Source organism: Thalassobacter sp. HA4-2, assembly GCF_055693705.1.
In genome coordinates, this window is the sequence record NZ_JBVFUK010000001.1 from 43087 (window position 1) to 58477 (window position 15391).

The following is a 15391-nucleotide window of genomic DNA, read 5'->3' on the forward strand; positions in this document are numbered from 1 at the left end:
GGCGGACCTGTCGCCCGCCCCGCGCAGATTTAAGCCACGTTGAACCGCAATGGCGCCACATTCTGGAAATTTCCCGTCGCGCGCAGTTTGTCCAGAACATCCGCAGCTGGTTGGCTGTCGAGGTACAGCAGGGCAATCGCGTCCTCGCCCGCGCCAGAACGGCCTAGGGTAAAGTTTGCGATGTTCACGCCGTTTTCGCCCAAAGTCTGCCCCAAGGCACCGATGATGCCGGGCATGTCCTTGTTGGTTGTGTACAGCATATGGCCCCCGACCTCGGCATCGATGTTGATGCCCTTGATCTGGATGAAGCGGGGCTTGCCGTCGCTGAACACTGTGCCCGCGATCGACCGTTCGCGCGTTTCGGTCTTGATCACCAGTTTGACATAGCCGTCAAAGACGCCGGATTTGTCCTGGCTGGTGGTGGAGATCTTAATCCCGCGTTCCTTGGCAATGACGGGGGCGGACACCATGTTGACGTCCGGGTTTACCGTTTTCATCAGCCCCGCGATGGCCGAGCAATTCAGCGCCTCCAGGTTCATGGCGGCGACGGTGCCGTTATACAGGATGTCGATGCTGTTGATCGGCTCGTCCGTCATCTGGCCCACAAACGCGCCCAGGTGTTCGGCCAGTTTGACCCAGGGGCCCATGACCTTGGCTTCCTCGGCGGTGACGCTTGGCATGTTCAGGGCGTTTTCCACGGCACCGGTCAGCAGGTAGTTCGACATCTGCTCGGCCACTTGCAGGGCGACGTTTTCTTGTGCCTCAGTCGTCGAGGCGCCAAGGTGCGGGGTGCAGACCACGTTCGGAAGGTTGAACAGGGGCGAGTCGGTGGCAGGCTCTACCGCGAAGACGTCGAAGGCCGCGCCCGCGACATGGCCGGATTTCAGCAAATCGGCCAGAGCCGCCTCGTCCACCAGACCGCCGCGCGCGCAGTTGATGATCCGCACGCCTTTCTTGGTTTTGGCCAGGTTTTCGGCAGACAGGATGTTCGCGGTCTGATCGGTGAAGGGGACGTGCAGGGTGATGAAGTCTGCGCGGGCCAGAAGCTGGTCCAGTTCCACCTTCTCCACACCCATCTTGTCGGCGCGTTCCTCGCTCAGGAAGGGGTCATAGGCGATGACCTTCATCTTCAACCCGCGCGCCCGGTCGCATACGATACCCCCGATATTGCCCGCGCCAATGACGCCGAGGGTTTTGGCGGTCAGCTCGACGCCCATGAACTTGGACTTCTCCCATTTGCCCGCATGGGTCGACGCGCTGGCCTCGGGGATTTGGCGGGCGACGGCGAACATCATGGCGATGGCGTGTTCGGCGGTGGTGATCATGTTGCCAAAGGGCGTGTTCATGACGATCACGCCTTTCTTGCTGGCGGCAACCTTGTCCACGTTGTCGGTGCCGATGCCGGCGCGACCCACCACTTTCAGGTTCGTGGCATGTTCCAGCAGCTTTTCCGTGACCTTGGTGGCGGACCGGATGGCAAGGCCATCATAGTCGCCGATGCGCGCGGCAAGGGCGTCCTTGTCCTTGCCAAGGGCGGGTTCGAAGTCGACCTCTATCCCGCGATCACGGAAGATCTGGACGGCGGTTTCGGACAGTTTGTCGGATACGAGTACTTTGGGCATTTTGGTATCTTTCTCGGGGCGGCGGGATAAATCCCGCCCTACGGTAGGGTGGGACTTGTCCCACCGCGTGTTTGGAAAATCAGGCGGTGATTTCTGCGTCGAAGGCGTAGGCGATCCAGGGCATCAGCGCCTCTAGGTCCGATGTTTCCACCGTGCCGCCACACCAGATGCGTAGGCCAGCAGGGGCATCGCGGTAGGCCCCGATGTCCAGCGCCACGCCTTCAGCCTCCAGCCGTTTGGCGACGGCCTTGGCAAAGGCGGCCCCGTCGGTGATCCGGGCATCGGTGAATTTCAAACACACGCTGGTGTTGGACCGGGTCGCGGGATCCTCGGCCAGGTTTTCGATCCAGTCGTGGGCCGCGACAAAGTCATGCACCACTTGGGCGTTGGCATCGGCGCGGTCGATCAGGCCTTGCAGACCACCCACGGATTTCGCCCAATCCAGCGCCACAAGGTAATCCTCGACACATAGCATCGAGGGCGTGTTGATCGTGGCACCCGTAAAGATGCCGTCGATCAGCTTACCGCCCTTGGTCAGGCGGAAAATCTTGGGCAGGGGCCAAGCAGGCGTATAGCTTTCCAGCCGTTCTACAGCGCGCGGGGACAGGATGATCATGCCGTGGGCGGCCTCGCCCCCGAGCACTTTCTGCCAGCTGAACGTGGTCACATCCAGTTTGTCCCAGGGCAGGTCCATGGCGAAGGCGGCGCTGGTCGCGTCGCACAGGGTCAGGCCCGCGCGGCCTGCGGGGATTGCGTCACCGCCCGGCAGGCGCACGCCAGAGGTCGTCCCGTTCCAGGTGAAACAGACATCCGTGTCGAAATCGACGGTGTCGAAATCAACGATCTGGCCGTAGTCGGCGGTCAAAACCTCGGCGTCCAGTTTCAGCTGTTTGACCGCATCCGTGACCCAACCGGCACCAAAGCTTTCCCATGCGATCATGGTCGTCTTGCGCGCGCCCAGCAGGTTCCACATGGCCATCTCGTAGGCGCCGGTGTCCGAGGCAGGCACGATGCCGATCTTGTAGTCGGCGGGGATGCCCAGAACCTCGCGGGTGGTCTCAATCGCGTCTTTCAGTTTGGCCTTGCCCACAGCGGCGCGGTGCGATCGACCCAAGGGGGCATCGTCCAGCATCGCAAGCGACCAATCGGGGAGTTTGGCACAGGGGCCAGAAGAAAAACGCGGGTTCGCGGGCTTAAGGCCCGGTACGATCATATCCGTCATTTGGATATCCTCTCAGATATATGCCCTTCGTTGGGGAAGGGTGTCCCGCCGCCCGGATACGGCGCTTTGCCCCCTCGCACAACAGGGCATCCTGCGTTAAAGCGCCGCTTGAGATACAAATCGCGACACCGCGCGCGCCTATAGGAAACTTGCCCCATGTTCACAGCCACCCTGATCGCCGCCCCCGGACAGTTGGACAGCGCCCTGCCCGGTATCTTACGCAACGCTTGGGGCGGGGGGATGTGGTCTGGCTATCCCCGGACGAGGCGGCGGAGTTTTCGATGCCGCGCGTCCCCGGTAACGCCGACGACATATGGCGCGACCTGCAGGGCCAAGGCGTGGATTTGGTGGTGCAGCCCACGGACGGGCGGCGCAAAAAGATGCTGCTGGCCGATATGGACAGCACCATGATCCAGCAGGAATGCATCGACGAGTTGGCCGCCGAGGCGGGCGTCGGCGACCATGTCGCGGGCATCACCGCACGCGCCATGAACGGAGAGTTGGATTTCAACGACGCCCTGCGCGAACGGGTCGGCCTGCTGCGCGGGCTGCCCGTGTCTACCATCGACACGGTTCTGGCCAACCGCATCACCTATATGCCCGGGGGCCGCACCCTGCTTGCCACCATGAAGGCCAACGGGGCCTACGCGGCGCTGGTGTCCGGGGGCTTTACCGCCTTTACGGGGCGCGTGGCGGCGGAACTGGGTTTTGACGAGAACCGCGCGAACACCCTTCTGACCGATGGGGATACCCTGTCGGGCGAAGTGGGCCTGCCGATCCTTGGCAAGCAGGCCAAGGTCGAGGCGCTGGAACAGATCACCGAACGCCTTGGGATCACCGACGCAGACGTGCTGGCCGTAGGCGACGGGGCCAACGATCTGGGTATGTTGACCCGGGCGGGCACAGGTGTTGCCCTGCATGCCAAACCAGCGGTGCAGGCACAGGCGAAGGTCCGAATAAACCATGGTGACCTTACGGCACTCTTGTTCCTGCAAGGCTACAGCCGCGCCGATTTCATCTAAATGCGCGTTAACCATCTGTTAACACTTGCCAGATCGCGAAAAATCGGGCCGCATAGAGGTAATGCACAAAGACCCCAATCTCGCGCGTGCCTATGCGCTGCAATCGCCTGACGACAATCGCAAACTCTATGCCCAATGGGCCAAAGGGTACGACAGCGAATTTGCCGGCAAGATGGACTATCAGCTGCCGTTCCACGTGGCTCAGGCCTATGCGGTCGTCGGCGGAACCGGCCCAGTTGTGGACATCGGTGCGGGCACGGGGCTGTGCGCCGTGGGCCTTGCCGCCCAAGGGATCGCCCCCGTAGAGGGGGTGGATATCTCTCCCGAAATGCTGAAGGTCGCGCAGACCAAGGGCCTTTACGCGACAACGCATGTGGCCGACCTGACCAAAGGCTTACCCATGGCTAAGGGCACCTATGCGGGCGCGGTCTCTGCGGGGACATTCACCTTGGGCCACTTAGGACCGGACTGCTTGCCCGAGGTGCTGCGCGTGTTGCGCCCGGGCGGGGTGGCCGTGATTTCCGTAAGTCGAGTGCACTACCACGCCGCAGGTTTTGGCCCGATCCTAGAGGCGTTCGAGGCGCGTATGTCCGTCAGCCAGATGGAGGTGCCAATCTACGGACCCGACCACAAGGGCGACAACGCGGGCGATATGGCGATGCTGGTCACGATTCGGGTCTGAACCTTGCGGCGACCGCGCCCTCGGACTAGGTCGTAAGCCAAGCAACCGCAGGACACCTGACATGACGCAAACGCTCTCTGATCTGACAACGGCCCTGTTGCAGGCGGCCAAATCCGCTGGGGCCGATCACGCCGATGCGCTGGCGGTGGACGGGACCTCCGTCTCGATTGACGTCAAACGTGGGGTGCTCGAACAGGCGGAGCGTTCCGAAGGGGTCGATATCGGTCTGCGGGTGATCATCGGTCAGCAGCAGGCTTGCGTCTCTGCCAGCGACATCAGCGCCGCCACCCTCGCGGAAATGGCCGAACGCGCCGTGGCCATGGCGCGCGAGGCGCCCGAGGATCCCACGGTCGGTCTGGCTGACGCGGATCAACTGGCGCACGCATGGGATCTGGATGCGCTGGAACTGGCCGACAACGCCGAGGCCCCCAGCCCCGCCGCCCTACAAGACATGGCTGCCCGGGCCGAGGCAGCAGCGGCAGATGTAGACGGCATCACCCAAGTGTCCGACGCCGGGGCCAGCTATGGTAGCCGCCGGATCCACATGGCCGCCTCCAATGGGTTCGAGGGCGGATATACCCGCACCTCCACCGGCCTGTCCGTCGTTGCCATCACCGGGACCGGTACAGGGATGGAGCGGGATTACTACGGCGACATGCGCACCTTTGCCACCGATCTGGACAGCCCGGAACACATCGGACGCATGGCCGCCGAACGCACCCTGGAACGTGCGGGGGCGCGCAAGCCTGCCACAGGCACCTACCCGGTGATCTACGACGAACGCATCAGCAGCAGCCTGATTGGCCACCTGTTGGGCGCGATCAACGGCATGGCCGTGGTGCGGGGGGCGACCTTTCTGCGCGATGCCATGGGGCAGCAGGTCCTACCACAGGGGTTTGACCTGATCGAGGACCCCACCGCCCCGCGCAAAACCGGGACCAAGCCCTTTGACGGCGAGGGCCTGCCCGTCGCCCGCCGCGCACTGGTCCAGGATGGCATCCTGCAAGGATGGGTGCTGGACCTGTCCACGGGTCGCAAGCTGGGCCTGCCCTCCAGCGGCAATGCCTCGCGCGGGACATCGGCCCCGCCCAGCCCGACTGTGTCGAACGTCACTCTGACCCCGGGCGACCACTCCCGCGCGGACCTGATCCGCGACATGGGCACGGGGCTTCTTATCACCTCGATGATCGGATCCACGATCAACCCGAACACAGGGGATTATTCGCGCGGGGCCTCGGGCTTTTGGATTGAAAGCGGCGAGATTGCCTACGCAGTGAACGAGTGCACCGTCGCCGGCAACCTACGCGATATGCTGACCCGCATGGTGCCCGGCAATGATGCCCGCACGCACCTGTCCCGTGTGGTGCCTTCGATCCTGATCGACGGGATGACCATTGCAGGATCCTGATCTGACCCTGCTGATCGACGCGGCGCGGGCGGCGGGCGATATCGCGCGCCGACATTGGGGCAATGGGCCAGAGGCATGGGACAAGGACGGCGGCCAAGGCCCCGTGTCCGAGGCGGATCTCGAGATTGATCAGATGCTGGGCGCAACCCTGCGCCCTGCACGGCCCGATTATGGCTGGCTGTCAGAGGAAACCGCAGACAGCCCGGACCGCCTGTCCCGCACCCGCAGCTTCATCATTGACCCCATAGACGGGACGCGGGCCTTTCTGGCGGGCGAAAAGACCTTTAGCCACGCGCTGGCCATCGTCGAGGACGGTTTGCCCATCGCAGGGGTCGTCTATCTGCCGCTGAAAGACCGGATGTACGCCGCAAGGCTGGGCCAAGGGGCGACCCTGAACGGCATGCCCCTGTCTCAAAGTGGCCGCGCCGCGTTGGACGGTGCCACGCTGGTCGGCACCAAGGCGAACTTCAAACCCGAACACTGGGGCGGTGATTTGCCCGTGACGCGCACCTTCCGGTCCTCGCTGGCGTATCGTCTTGCCATGGTGGCTGATGCCCAGGTGGACGGGATGATCACCCTGCGCGCCGCGTGGGAATGGGACATCGCCGCCGGGGCCCTGATCGCAGCCGAGGCAGGCGCGACCATCACGGACCAGACCGGCGGCCCGTTGCGGTTCAACAACCCACATCCGCAGGTGAACGGAGTGATCACCGCCGCCCCTGACGTTCACACCGCATTGCTGGCCCGGCGCGCGCCCCCTATGGTCGCGCCAGACTAAGACCGGAAAGGATATCCCATGCCCCAACGCCTGCACCTCGTCTTTGGCGGCGAACTGGTGGACCCCACCAAAAACGTGTTCAAGGACGTCGACGCCATCGACATCGTCGGCATGTTCCCCGACTACGCCACTGCCTATGACGCGTGGAAGTCGGCGGCGCAACGCACCGTGGATAACGCCCACATGCGCTACTACATCGCCCATATCCACCGGCTGCGGGACGAAGAAACCGGTGGGTCGGCCACCGAGGAATTGGGCGACTAGGGCATGGGACGCTCCCTCGTTCTGGCGGGCTATCTGGCGTGGTCCGCCCGCGCGACGGCCTTTGCCGAACGCAAGCTGGCCAAACGCGTAGAGGCGGGCAAGGAAGACCCCGCAAGACTGTCCGAGCGGCGCGGCCAAGCCACCACCCCGCGCCCGGACGGTCCCCTGATCTGGTTCCACTGCGCATCCGTGGGCGAAAGCCTGTCCGTGCTGGACCTGATCCGCCGCCTGCTGGACGAACGGGCGGACCTGCACGTCATGGTGACCACGGGCACCGTCACCTCTGCCGATCTGATGGACAAACGCCTGCCCGCCCGGGCCTTTCACCAGTATGTGCCGCTTGACGCTGGCCCCTTCGTGGACAGGTTTCTGGACCACTGGCACCCGGACCTTGCCGTCTGGACCGAGTCAGAGCTTTGGCCCACCCTGATGCACACCACCCACGCCCGGGGCACGCCGATGATCCTGCTGAACGCGCGCATGTCCGACGACAGCTATCACAGCTGGCGTTGGGTGCGCGGGGCCGCTGGATCACTGCTGAACCGGTTTGACAAGATCCACGCCCAAGACGAACACACTGCCCGCCACCTGCGCCGCCTTGGGGCAAAGCCATGGAAAGTACGCGTCACAGGCACGCTGAAAGAGGGCGCGACCCCGCCCCCTGCGACGAGGCTGTGCGCGCCGATATGGCCGCCAAGCTGCAGGGGCGCCCCTGCTGGCTGGCCGCCTCGACCCACCCGGACGAAGAACAGATGGCCGCCGCCGCCCACCGCATCGCGGGCCGGTCGTCTCATCGGCTTCTGCTGATCCTGGCCCCGCGCCATCCCGAACGGGGGGACGAGATCGCCGCCTGCCTGCGAGGCGAGGGCTGGCACGTGGCCCAACGCTCCAAGGGCGAGGCACTGGCAGAGGATACGCAAGTCTATCTGGCCGACACACTGGGCGAAATGGGCCTGTGGTACAGGCTGGCACCCGTCACGTTTCTTGGCGGATCCCTGACCGAAATCGGCGGGCACAATCCCTTTGAACCGGCGGGCCTTGGGTCTGCGATCCTGTCGGGACCCCACACCAAGAATTTCGCCGATATTTTCGACCGCCTGCGCACCGCAGACGCCCTGCGCACCGTTACGGACGCCGAAGACTTGGGCAGGCAACTCGATGCCGCCCTCGCCCCGGACGAAGCCGCACGCATGGCTCACGCCGCCTGGACGATCATCAGCGACGGGGCAGAGGTCACGGACCAAGCGGTACGGACCCTGCTGGACATGCTCGACGATGCGCGCGCCTAGGTTCTGGCACCGCCCCCCAGGCCTGTGGTCCACACTGCTGGCCCCCTTGGGCTGGATCTACGCCTACGGCACCGCGCGCCGCCTGTCACAAGGGCCGCGCGCGCGCGTGGGCGTGCCCGTGATCTGCGTAGGCAACCTGAACGCAGGCGGCACAGGCAAGACACCCACGGTCATTGCCCTGATACAACACCTGACCGACCGGGGCCTTGCCGCGCATGTCGTCTCCCGCGGCTATGGGGGCACGATCCAAGGACCCACCCGGGTGGACCCGCTGACCCACAGCGCAGAGGAGACCGGGGACGAGCCGCTGTTGATGGCCGCCTTCGGCCCCACCTGGGTCGCCAAGGACCGCGCCGCCGGGGCCCGCGCCGCAGCCGCCGCCGGAGCTGACGTCATCGTGCTGGACGATGGGTTCCAGAACCCCGCGCTGGCCTATGACCTGTCGCTGGTGGTGGTGGATGCGCGCCAAGGCTTTGGCAATGGCCGCTGCATTCCCGCTGGCCCCCTGCGAGAGCCTGTTGCCACCGGCCTGAAGCGCGCCGATATGATCGTAACCATCGGCGCGCCAGCCGACCAGGACACCCTCACGTTGCCCGCCGACCTGCCCCGCCTGCGCGGCGAGATCAAACCCCTGCAAACAGGCATGACGTGGACTGGCCTGCCCATCTTTGCTTTCGCAGGCATCGGCTATCCCGAAAAATTCTTTCGCACGCTCAAAGACCTCGGCGTGGACCTGCGCGGCACCGTTGCATTAGCCGATCACCAGCCCTTGACCCAATCCCTGCTGACACGGCTGGGGGATCAGGCAGCCAAACTCTCGGCGCAACCGATCACGACGGAAAAGGACGCCGTGCGCCTGCCGCCCGCGTTGCGCGGCCGCGTCATGACCTTGCCTGTGCGCCTGCAGATCGAGGATTGGTCGCCATTGGACAGACACCTCGACACAGTCAAAGGCACCCCTCCTTCATTGGGTTAAAAATACCCCCGGAGTTTGAGGCAGCGCCTCATGGCGGGTCGGCCCCCCTCGATGGGGGGGCGGACCGCGCCGCCGGACTAGATCGCTGCGTCTACCAGTGCACCCAACTCCGCCACGGACATATTGCCGGTGTGCATCTCGCCGTTGATCAGGAACGACGGGGTGGAGCGAACGTTGTCGCGCTCCGCGTTGACTTGATAGGCCCCGTAAAGGGATTGCGCCAGTTCGCCGTCCTGCATGCAGGCATCTACCACCTCTGCCTCCATCCCAGCGGCGGCCCCGATCTTCTTGAGGTTTTCGGCAATCGTCGCCGGATCGCCACCGCGCGCCCATGTGGACTGCTGAGCGTAGATCATGTCGACCATTGCGAAATACCGATCATCCCCGCCGCAGCGCGCCAGCATGCCAGCCCATAGGCCGAAGCGGTCGAAATACACTTCGCGGTAGATGAAGCGCACCTTGCCGGTGTCGATATACTGTTCCTTGAACGCTTTGAACGTGTCGGTGTGGAACGACGCACAATGCGGGCAGGTGAAGGACGCATATTCCACGACCGTTACGGGCGCGTCTTCGGCCCCCAGCACCATGTCGGTGTTGGCCACCTCGCCCTCTTGGGCATTGGCAGAAAGATCCAGCAGATCAAAGCCTACATCCTGACTCTGACCTCGGGACCAAAAGGCATAGCCCGCGCCCGCGGCACCAGCGGTCAGGACGATAAGGGCATTACGACGGTTCAACATTGGAAGCTCCTATATGTTTATTTTTTTATCTAGATAGGACGTGTGCACCCAACCGTTCAAGGGCGGCGCGCAAGGTGGGATCGGAGACGTCCCGCGCTGTCTCGGCGGCGCGGGCGATTTGTTCGGGTTGTGGCCGGGGCGCGGCGGGGGCCGGGGCGGCGGCAAAGGCCACCTGCCCCTCGGCAAAGCCTGTGGCGGCGGTCTGGGTGATCCGAATACGCGAAATCGCGTTGTAGCCGTAGACCGCATTCACACGTTCGCGGATCTTCACCTCTTGCATCTTCAAAACCGGGGCGTGGGCACCTGTGGTCAGCAACACAAGGGTCGCGCCGAAACCGCCCCTTGCATATTTCACCTCTACGGGGCGACTGATGGCGGCGGTGTCCGGTCCCGCAATCTCGGCCCATTGAGTCAACAGACGGGACTCCGCAAAGCCGCGCTGCTCGGACGCTTTGCGCACATAGGTGTCCACAAGGTCCGACGTGCGGCGAAAGCCCTTGGATTTGCGCTTATAGGCCATGGATCGTTTCACTCCGTTGCCGCGCAGTCTACATCACAAGGGCCACGTGGAAACAGGGGGGCAGATCACGGATGCGTGAAAATCTGAGCGATAGGTTAACTGCCTGGTACGACGTGCACGCCCGGGTCATGCCGTGGCGGGTGCCGCCGGGGGCAAACAGCCGCGCCGACCCCTATGGAATCTGGATGTCCGAGGTGATGTTACAGCAAACCACCGTGGCCGCCGTACGCGACTATTGGCGCAAGTTCATGGGGATCTGGCCCACGGTGAACGATCTGGCCGCCGCCGATGATGCCGACGTCATGGCGGCTTGGGCGGGGCTGGGGTACTATGCCCGCGCCCGCAACCTGCTCAAATGCGCGCGGGTGGTGGCAACGGACCATGGAGGCGTGTTCCCCAACACGCGCGCAGGGTTACTGGCCCTGCCCGGCATCGGCCCCTACACCGCCAGCGCCGTCGCCTCCATTGCCTTTGACCAACCCGAAACGGTGGTCGACGGCAACGTGGAACGGGTGATCAGCCGACTGTACAACGTGCAGACCCCCCTGCCCGCGTCCAAACCCGAGATCACCAAACTGGCCGAGGGGCTGACGCCCTCCCATCGCCCTGGCGATTATGCCCAAGCGATCATGGATCTGGGGGCCACCATCTGCACACCCAAATCCCCCGCCTGCGGCATCTGCCCCTGGATGGACGCTTGTGCCGCCCGCCGCGAGGGTGTGCAGGCCGAACTGCCCCGCAAGACCCCAAAAAAACCAAAACCCACCCGGCTGGGTCACATCTATCTGGCGCACCGGGATGGGGAATGGCTGGTGGAACAGCGCCCCGACAAGGGCCTGCTGGGGGGAATGCTGGGCTTTCCCGGGTCCGACTGGTCCGAGGCCCCTACGCCTGCGCCGCCCGTGGATGCCAATTGGCAGCAGATTGGCGAGGTCCGCCACACCTTCACCCATTTTCACCTGATCCTGACCGTGCATGTGGCCAACACCACTGCGGCTGGCGATTTTCGCCGAGTGACCCCAAGCGCCCTGCCCACGGTGTTCCGCAAGGCCTATGACCTGACGCAAGGTTTTATTCAGAACCGTTGAGTTACCCTGCGCCCGTGATAAGTTATCCACAATGACCGATGCACCCATGATCCCCCCGCCCGCGTGGCGCGCTTGACCTCGGCCCTGCCATTCTGGCTGTCGCTGACGATCGTGCCCGTTGTGATCTTTGCCGCCACCCAAGGCGGGCTGTGGGTGTTGGCGGTGCCCCTGTGGACCTGGGGCCTGTTTGCCACGCTGGATATGCTGACCGGGTTGAACACCGACAACGCGGACCCGGACATGGATCGGGGTCAGTTGACCTGGTACCGCTTGATCACGCTGATCTGGTTCCCGGTGCAATTTGCGCTGATCTTCGGCCTGATCTGGTACGCCACCCGGGCCGACCACCTTGGCGCGCTGGAACTCTATGGCCTGTTCTTTGGTGTAGGCGTGGCCTCAGGGACGGTGGGCATCGTCTATGCGCATGAGTTGATGCACCAACGGCCCAAGCTCGACCGTTGGCTGGCAGATCTGCTGATGGCCAGCGTGTTGTACAGCCACTTTCGGTCCGAACACATGCTGGTCCACCACCGCTATGTCGCCACCCCCAAGGACGCGGTGACCGCGCGCTATGGCGAGGGGTTCCACCGCTACTACCCTCGCGTGCTGCGCGAATGTCTGCACTCCGCATGGCAGGCCGAGGGCGCGATGCTGGCCCGCAAGGGCCTGTCCAAATGGCACCGGTCCAACCCGTTCTGGCGCTACGCCGCCCTGCAAATCGCGTTCCTTGCCCTCGCCTTTGCCCTTGGCGGCTGGGTCGGAATTCTGCTGTTTCTGGCCCAGGCAGGCGTGGCCATCTGGCAGTTGGAGCTGGTGAACTACGTTGAACACTACGGCCTGACCCGCCGCCACAAGGGCGACGGCAAATACGAACACGTCCAACCCCACCACAGCTGGAACGCCAACCAGCGCGCGTCAAACTGGCTGCTGATCAACCTGCAACGCCATTCCGATCACCACTACAAACCGGATCGCCCCTTCCCGCTGCTGCAAAGCTATGACGCGGACGAGGCCCCGCAACTGCCCCACGGCTACCCGGTGATGACGGCGCTGGCGATGATCCCGCCCCTGTGGATGCGAGTGATGAACCCAAAGGTCCGCGCATGGCGCGATCAGTATTACCCCGACATCGAGGATTGGCAGCCCTACGCAAAGGCCGCCAACCCCATGCCGCGCTAGGGGCAGTTGGCCAACACAACATTGTCGGACAGATCATGCAACCAGCCGACCCAAACGCCCCACGCCACATCCAGTGCATCGACGATATTGTCGTTCTGCTGGATCATCTTGCCGCGCGTGACGGAAACGTCAGCATCCGCGATGTGGTCCATTCCCTTGGCGAGGCGGCGTTCCTGCCTCTGATCCTGATCCCCGCGCTGATCATATTCTCCCCGCTGTCGGGTATCTTCTTTTTACCGTCCATCCTGGGCGGCATGATCGCCCTGTTGGCGCTACAGATGATGATCGGCAAACGCCGGCTTTGGCTGCCGCGCTTTTTGTTGAACCGCCATATCTCGGCGGACCGTCTGGCTGCGGCAAACAGGCGACTGCATGGGGTGACCAAATGGCTGGACCGCCATTCCCGCAAACGCTGGCACCTGTTGGTCACCGGCCCCATCGCCTTGTTCTTGCCGGTGGTTATCGCGGCGTGCGGGTTGGTGATGCCCCTGCTGGAGTTGATCCCGTTCTCGTCCTCGCTGCTAGGGTTGGCGGTGACCCTGATCTGCACGGGTCTGATCCTGCGCGACGGCGTCTTTATTGCAGGGGCGCTGGCCTTTATCGGATGTGCCGCGCTGGTGATCCTTTGGGCGCTGACATCCGCCGCCTAACGGCACCAAAAAACCGCCCATGACACGATGGGCGGTCGCAGGGCAGACCAAATTGGCCAACCTTCGGTGAAAGAGGCTTTATTCGCCCTTGAACTTGGCAATCACGTCCTCGACGGAAATGCCAAAGTTTTCCAGCATCGACAGATCGATGCCCTTTTCCTCAAGAAATCCCGTGATCGCCTCGGGGTCCATGCTGGCCAATTCCGCCGGGTCGATCCCGAATTCTTCCAGCTTGCCCATGATGGCATCTTGACCGCCCAGCATCTCTGCCGCTTTGCCGAACATATCGCCCAGTCCCATGTCGTCTCTCCTTGTGTGTGACGGGGCAGAGTGTGGCAGGTGCGGGCTGCCGGGGCTAGGGGAGAATTCTGTGCCATTCACCGAACCTTAAACATCCGTGTGACAGGGTCCGCCCACACAGACGTGAGGGCCAGAATGGAACCGCAAAGCAGATTGGGGCTGGCAGCCCTGACCCAAGTCGCCTTTGGCGGCGGAGATTTGACCGAAATCCGCGCGGAATTGTTGGCGCGGTGCCAGGACGGGTCCGCGTCCGCCAGCACCCTGATGGACCTGTCGGTGGTCGATCAATTGACCGGAAACACGGCGCAGGGGATGGCATGGCAGGCCCGCGCGCTGGATGACTGCAATGTGTACCGCACCTACCGCCCGCACCCGGCGCGCAAGACCTTATTGGTTTTCGCAGCACCCGTGCAGATGGGCGGCAATACCCCGGTGGAATTCTTGTTGCCCGGGGATGATTTCGAGATCATCACGTGTTTTCTGCGCCCCGGCGCGGTGCAGCCCTACGACCTGCCACCTCATGATGTGGCGTTTTGCGCCGTGCCTGCCGATGACCCGAATGCGGCGGACCTGTACCAGCACGTGCGGGCCCTGACACGCGACACCGGGGTCCCTGTGGTAAACCTGCCACGCACCTTGGTGCGCCCGGATCGCGATGCATTACCGGATCTTCTGGGTCATATTCCGGGTCTGCGGGTGCCAAAGACACGGCGTGTGACACGCAAAGGCCTGTCCGCGGCCATAGACTTTCCCCGTGTCTGCCGCCCTGTGGGGTCACATGCCGGGTACGGGCTGGCCAAGATCGACACGGCCGCCCAGCTGACCACCTATCTGGCCAGTTTTCCGGAACAGGCCTTCTTCGTGTCCGAATTCATCGACTACGCCTGCCCCACGGATGGCACATACCGGAAATACCGGATCACTTTGACCGATGGCGTCGCCCAGCCCTGCCATATGGCCATCGCGGACCAATGGGACGTTTGGTATTTGAACGCAGGGATGGATCAATGTGCGCACAAACGCGCCGCCGAGGCGCGCTTTATGGACACCTTCAAGGATGATTTCGCCCATCGTCACGGGGCAGCTTTGGCAGCCGTGGCACAGGTGTTCGGCCTCGACTACTTCGGCGTGGATTGCGCCGAGGATGCACACGGTAACCTTGTGGTGTTCGAGGTCGACAACGCCCTGATCGTCCACGATATGGATTGCCGCACGACATTCCCCTACAAGGCGCCGCACATGCGGCACGTCTTCGACGCCTTCAGCGCCCTTTTACACCGCCGCTGCTAACTGCGCTTCCACCCCCGCCGCCCGTGGGCCGTCTTGCCATGGAAATCATCGGGCCGCTTGCGCACCCACTTGATGAACTTTTCCAAACGGGGATGGCGGCGCAGCGCCTCGGGCGTATTCCAGACCCGGGCCAGCTCCGCCTCTGACGCGCTGGCGTGGATTTCATTATGACACACCTGATGCACCAGAACCGTAGGCCCGCCCTTTCCGCCGCGCAGTTTCGGCACAAGGTGGTGCAAGCTTTGCTTGGCGTGCGGCGGGATCGGGCGTTCGCACAACGCACATAGGGGCAGATCGTCGGACATGGCTGGCCTCCGTTTCTTTGTTGCCGTAAAGCTGGCTCAAAGGGCAACGGGGACAA

18 protein-coding genes and 1 pseudogene are annotated in these 15391 nt (G+C 63.6%); 12 read left to right on the forward strand and 7 right to left on the reverse strand.

Annotated features, from left to right (window positions below; all coding sequences use genetic code 11):
- Positions 1-29: 29 nt before the first annotated feature.
- Entirely contained in the window at positions 30-1622 is a 1593-nt protein-coding gene (gene serA, locus ACZ1G0_RS00210) for a phosphoglycerate dehydrogenase (RefSeq protein ID WP_472735094.1), read from the reverse strand.
- A gap of 79 nt (positions 1623-1701) precedes the next feature.
- Entirely contained in the window at positions 1702-2844 is a 1143-nt protein-coding gene (locus tag ACZ1G0_RS00215) for a phosphoserine transaminase (RefSeq protein ID WP_472735095.1), read from the reverse strand.
- Positions 2845-3000: 156 nt separating this feature from the next.
- Here ACZ1G0_RS00215 and serB point away from each other — a divergent pair.
- The 8 genes and pseudogenes from serB (at position 3001) to lpxK (ending at position 9263) form a co-directional block, all read left to right on the forward strand.
- Positions 3001-3866 (forward strand): annotated as a pseudogene (gene serB / locus ACZ1G0_RS00220) (phosphoserine phosphatase SerB).
- A gap of 61 nt (positions 3867-3927) precedes the next feature.
- Positions 3928-4548, forward strand: coding sequence for a class I SAM-dependent DNA methyltransferase (locus ACZ1G0_RS00225; protein WP_472735096.1), 621 nt, complete (start codon positions 3928-3930; stop codon positions 4546-4548).
- Positions 4549-4609: 61 nt separating this feature from the next.
- Positions 4610-5956 carry a TldD/PmbA family protein gene (locus ACZ1G0_RS00230; RefSeq protein WP_472735097.1) on the forward strand — a complete coding sequence of 449 codons (1347 nt, stop codon included), beginning with the start codon at positions 4610-4612 and terminating at the stop codon, positions 5954-5956.
- Positions 5943-6734, forward strand: coding sequence for a 3'(2'),5'-bisphosphate nucleotidase CysQ (locus tag ACZ1G0_RS00235; RefSeq protein ID WP_472735098.1), 792 nt, complete (start codon positions 5943-5945; stop codon positions 6732-6734). The genes ACZ1G0_RS00230 and ACZ1G0_RS00235 overlap by 14 nt, the downstream gene beginning before the upstream one ends.
- An 18-nt stretch (positions 6735-6752) precedes the next feature.
- Positions 6753-6998 carry a DUF4170 domain-containing protein gene (locus ACZ1G0_RS00240; RefSeq protein WP_472735099.1) on the forward strand — a complete coding sequence of 82 codons (246 nt, stop codon included), beginning with the start codon at positions 6753-6755 and terminating at the stop codon, positions 6996-6998.
- 3 nt (positions 6999-7001) lie between these two features.
- Positions 7002-7805 (forward strand): 3-deoxy-D-manno-octulosonic acid transferase, encoded by an 804-nt coding sequence (locus tag ACZ1G0_RS00245; RefSeq protein ID WP_472735100.1) that lies wholly within the window; start codon positions 7002-7004, stop codon positions 7803-7805.
- Positions 7751-8287, forward strand: a complete 537-nt coding sequence (locus tag ACZ1G0_RS00250; protein WP_472735101.1) for a 3-deoxy-D-manno-octulosonic acid transferase — start codon at positions 7751-7753, stop codon at positions 8285-8287. Before ACZ1G0_RS00245 ends, ACZ1G0_RS00250 begins: the two co-directional genes overlap by 55 nt.
- Entirely contained in the window at positions 8274-9263 is a 990-nt protein-coding gene (lpxK, locus tag ACZ1G0_RS00255; RefSeq protein ID WP_472735102.1) for a tetraacyldisaccharide 4'-kinase, read from the forward strand. The genes ACZ1G0_RS00250 and lpxK overlap by 14 nt, the downstream gene beginning before the upstream one ends.
- A gap of 77 nt (positions 9264-9340) precedes the next feature.
- Here the strand turns inward: lpxK and ACZ1G0_RS00260 are convergent, their stop codons facing one another.
- Both ACZ1G0_RS00260 and ACZ1G0_RS00265 read right to left on the reverse strand, forming a co-directional pair.
- Complete coding sequence (locus ACZ1G0_RS00260) at positions 9341-10003, reverse strand: DsbA family protein (protein ID WP_472735103.1); 663 nt, start codon at positions 10001-10003, stop codon at positions 9341-9343.
- Positions 10004-10028: 25 nt separating this feature from the next.
- Entirely contained in the window at positions 10029-10523 is a 495-nt protein-coding gene (locus ACZ1G0_RS00265; protein WP_472735104.1) for a DUF721 domain-containing protein, read from the reverse strand.
- 71 nt (positions 10524-10594) lie between these two features.
- Between ACZ1G0_RS00265 and mutY the strand changes: the two genes are divergently transcribed.
- Both mutY and ACZ1G0_RS00275 read left to right on the forward strand, forming a co-directional pair.
- Positions 10595-11611, forward strand: coding sequence for an A/G-specific adenine glycosylase (gene mutY / locus ACZ1G0_RS00270; protein ID WP_472735105.1), 1017 nt, complete (start codon positions 10595-10597; stop codon positions 11609-11611).
- 63 nt (positions 11612-11674) lie between these two features.
- A complete protein-coding gene (locus tag ACZ1G0_RS00275; RefSeq protein WP_472735106.1) occupies positions 11675-12790 on the forward strand; it encodes an alkane 1-monooxygenase in 1116 nt (371 codons plus the stop codon).
- Here ACZ1G0_RS00275 and ACZ1G0_RS00280 read toward each other — a convergent pair.
- Positions 12787-12942, reverse strand: coding sequence for a hypothetical protein (locus ACZ1G0_RS00280; RefSeq protein ID WP_472735107.1), 156 nt, complete (start codon positions 12940-12942; stop codon positions 12787-12789). The two genes, ACZ1G0_RS00275 and ACZ1G0_RS00280, sit on opposite strands and share 4 nt — an antisense overlap.
- Here ACZ1G0_RS00280 and ACZ1G0_RS00285 point away from each other — a divergent pair.
- Positions 12934-13440 (forward strand): exopolysaccharide biosynthesis protein, encoded by a 507-nt coding sequence (locus ACZ1G0_RS00285; protein ID WP_472735108.1) that lies wholly within the window; start codon positions 12934-12936, stop codon positions 13438-13440. The two genes, ACZ1G0_RS00280 and ACZ1G0_RS00285, sit on opposite strands and share 9 nt — an antisense overlap.
- Positions 13441-13518: 78 nt before the next feature.
- Here ACZ1G0_RS00285 and ACZ1G0_RS00290 read toward each other — a convergent pair whose 3' ends face one another.
- The gene (locus ACZ1G0_RS00290; protein WP_472735109.1) at positions 13519-13740 is read right to left on the reverse strand and encodes a hypothetical protein; all 222 of its coding nucleotides are present in this window, start codon (positions 13738-13740) and stop codon (positions 13519-13521) included.
- A gap of 135 nt (positions 13741-13875) precedes the next feature.
- Between ACZ1G0_RS00290 and ACZ1G0_RS00295 the strand changes: the two genes are divergently transcribed.
- Positions 13876-15030, forward strand: coding sequence for an ATP-grasp domain-containing protein (locus tag ACZ1G0_RS00295; RefSeq protein ID WP_472735110.1), 1155 nt, complete (start codon positions 13876-13878; stop codon positions 15028-15030).
- Here ACZ1G0_RS00295 and ACZ1G0_RS00300 read toward each other — a convergent pair.
- Positions 15027-15335, reverse strand: coding sequence for an HNH endonuclease (locus ACZ1G0_RS00300; RefSeq protein WP_472735111.1), 309 nt, complete (start codon positions 15333-15335; stop codon positions 15027-15029). The two genes, ACZ1G0_RS00295 and ACZ1G0_RS00300, sit on opposite strands and share 4 nt — an antisense overlap.
- Between the last annotated feature and the right edge of the window lie 56 nt (positions 15336-15391).

Coding starts and splice junctions, on each gene's coding strand:
- ACZ1G0_RS00245 (WP_472735100.1), top strand. CDS start 7,002: ATGGGACGCTCCCTCGTTCTGGCGGGCTATCTGGCGTGGTCCGCCCGC.
- ACZ1G0_RS00265 (WP_472735104.1), bottom strand. CDS start 10,523: ATGGCCTATAAGCGCAAATCCAAGGGCTTTCGCCGCACGTCGGACCTT.
- ACZ1G0_RS00215 (WP_472735095.1), bottom strand. CDS start 2,844: ATGACGGATATGATCGTACCGGGCCTTAAGCCCGCGAACCCGCGTTTT.
- ACZ1G0_RS00230 (WP_472735097.1), top strand. CDS start 4,610: ATGACGCAAACGCTCTCTGATCTGACAACGGCCCTGTTGCAGGCGGCC.
- ACZ1G0_RS00260 (WP_472735103.1), bottom strand. CDS start 10,003: ATGTTGAACCGTCGTAATGCCCTTATCGTCCTGACCGCTGGTGCCGCG.
- ACZ1G0_RS00250 (WP_472735101.1), top strand. CDS start 7,751: ATGGCCGCCGCCGCCCACCGCATCGCGGGCCGGTCGTCTCATCGGCTT.
- ACZ1G0_RS00290 (WP_472735109.1), bottom strand. CDS start 13,740: ATGGGACTGGGCGATATGTTCGGCAAAGCGGCAGAGATGCTGGGCGGT.
- ACZ1G0_RS00240 (WP_472735099.1), top strand. CDS start 6,753: ATGCCCCAACGCCTGCACCTCGTCTTTGGCGGCGAACTGGTGGACCCC.
- ACZ1G0_RS00295 (WP_472735110.1), top strand. CDS start 13,876: ATGGAACCGCAAAGCAGATTGGGGCTGGCAGCCCTGACCCAAGTCGCC.
- mutY (WP_472735105.1), top strand. CDS start 10,595: ATGCGTGAAAATCTGAGCGATAGGTTAACTGCCTGGTACGACGTGCAC.
- lpxK (WP_472735102.1), top strand. CDS start 8,274: ATGCGCGCGCCTAGGTTCTGGCACCGCCCCCCAGGCCTGTGGTCCACA.
- ACZ1G0_RS00280 (WP_472735107.1), bottom strand. CDS start 12,942: ATGGACCACATCGCGGATGCTGACGTTTCCGTCACGCGCGGCAAGATG.
- ACZ1G0_RS00300 (WP_472735111.1), bottom strand. CDS start 15,335: ATGTCCGACGATCTGCCCCTATGTGCGTTGTGCGAACGCCCGATCCCG.
- serA (WP_472735094.1), bottom strand. CDS start 1,622: ATGCCCAAAGTACTCGTATCCGACAAACTGTCCGAAACCGCCGTCCAG.
- ACZ1G0_RS00225 (WP_472735096.1), top strand. CDS start 3,928: ATGCACAAAGACCCCAATCTCGCGCGTGCCTATGCGCTGCAATCGCCT.